Annotated in this window: 1 protein-coding gene and 1 pseudogene; one reads left to right on the top strand and one right to left on the bottom strand. The window is 53.4% G+C overall.

The features are described 5' to 3' along the window. Nucleotides 1–18: 18 nt before the first annotated feature. Nucleotides 19–699, top strand: a pseudogene (locus RMO15_RS18620) (M3 family metallopeptidase). Here the strand turns inward: RMO15_RS18620 and RMO15_RS18615 are convergent. Beyond that, a partial coding sequence (locus RMO15_RS18615) for a response regulator (RefSeq protein ID WP_309715180.1) occupies nt 685–1,089 on the bottom strand: 405 nt, incomplete at its 5' end. The pseudogene RMO15_RS18620 and the gene RMO15_RS18615 sit on opposite strands and share 15 nt — an antisense overlap.

Raw genomic sequence — 1,089 nt, 5'->3', positions numbered from 1 at the left:
CCCGACACTCATCCTGTGATGCTCCAGTCCTATCTCAACAAGAGCGGCGATGTGATGACGCTGGCCCACGAGCTTGGGCATGGCGTCCACGCCTCGCTCAGCCGGGAGCAGTCGTACTTCAATTACCACGGGACACTACCTCTCGCAGAGCTTGCCTCTACGTTTGGCGAGATGCTTGTTTTCGAAAACCTTGTTGCTGCCTCATCGGATGAAGACAAGCTTGCTCTGTACGCAGAAAAGATCGAGGGAGTTTTTGCGACTATTTTCCGCCAAGCGGCGATGTTCCGGTTTGAGCAGCGCAGCCACGAGTCGAGACGTGCCACCGGTGAGTTGTCCCCCTAACAGTTTGGTGACATCTGGCAGGAGGAGCTTCAGGCAATGTTTGGAGATTCGGTCAAATTGGGAGAGCAACACAAAATGTGGTGGAGCTATGTCAGCCACTTCTTTGCTTCCCCGTTTTATGTCTATGCGTACTCGTTTGGAGAACTGTTGGCGTTGTCCCTGTTCCAAATTGCAAAAGAGAAGGGGCCAGCGTTTGCCGACGATTATGTGAAGCTGTTAAGAATGGGCGGGTCCAAATCACCCAAGGAACTCATGGAGTTCATCGGCGTTGACCTTGACAGCAGTGAGTTCTGGATGGGCGGATTCCGATCGCTTGAAAAGCTCGTCTCCGAGTTCGAGCGTCTACGCGGCCTCTGACTTTTTGGCTGGGCTTAGGTGGGCAGAGAGAACACCGAGTAGCGAATCGAATTGAACGGGCTTGGGTAGGAACCCATCCATCCCGGCTTGTTTGCAGAGCTTCTGATCCTCTGCCATCGCCGCCGCCGTCAGTGCGAAAATCGGGGTCCGGTTCTTGCCGAGCATCTCGCGATTTCGAATTTCACGAGTTGCCTCCAGTCCATCCATAACGGGCATGTGAAGATCCATCAGGACCAAGTCGTATTTGGATTCATTGCAGGCCTCAACCGCGCGCTGTCCATTCTCCGCATGGAGAACTTCAACTCCAAGGCGTGAGAGAAACCGCAAAATAATCATCGCGTTGACTGGGTGATCTTCGACAAGAAGCACTCGACCGGTGAAAGTCTGATT

Origin of the sequence: Armatimonas sp. (assembly GCF_031410135.1) — a bacterium.
In the GTDB taxonomy this organism is placed as follows: domain Bacteria; phylum Armatimonadota; class Armatimonadia; order Armatimonadales; family Armatimonadaceae; genus Armatimonas.
Note: the sequence above shows the minus strand (reverse complement) of the source record. Positions and strands in the feature narration are given on the sequence as shown.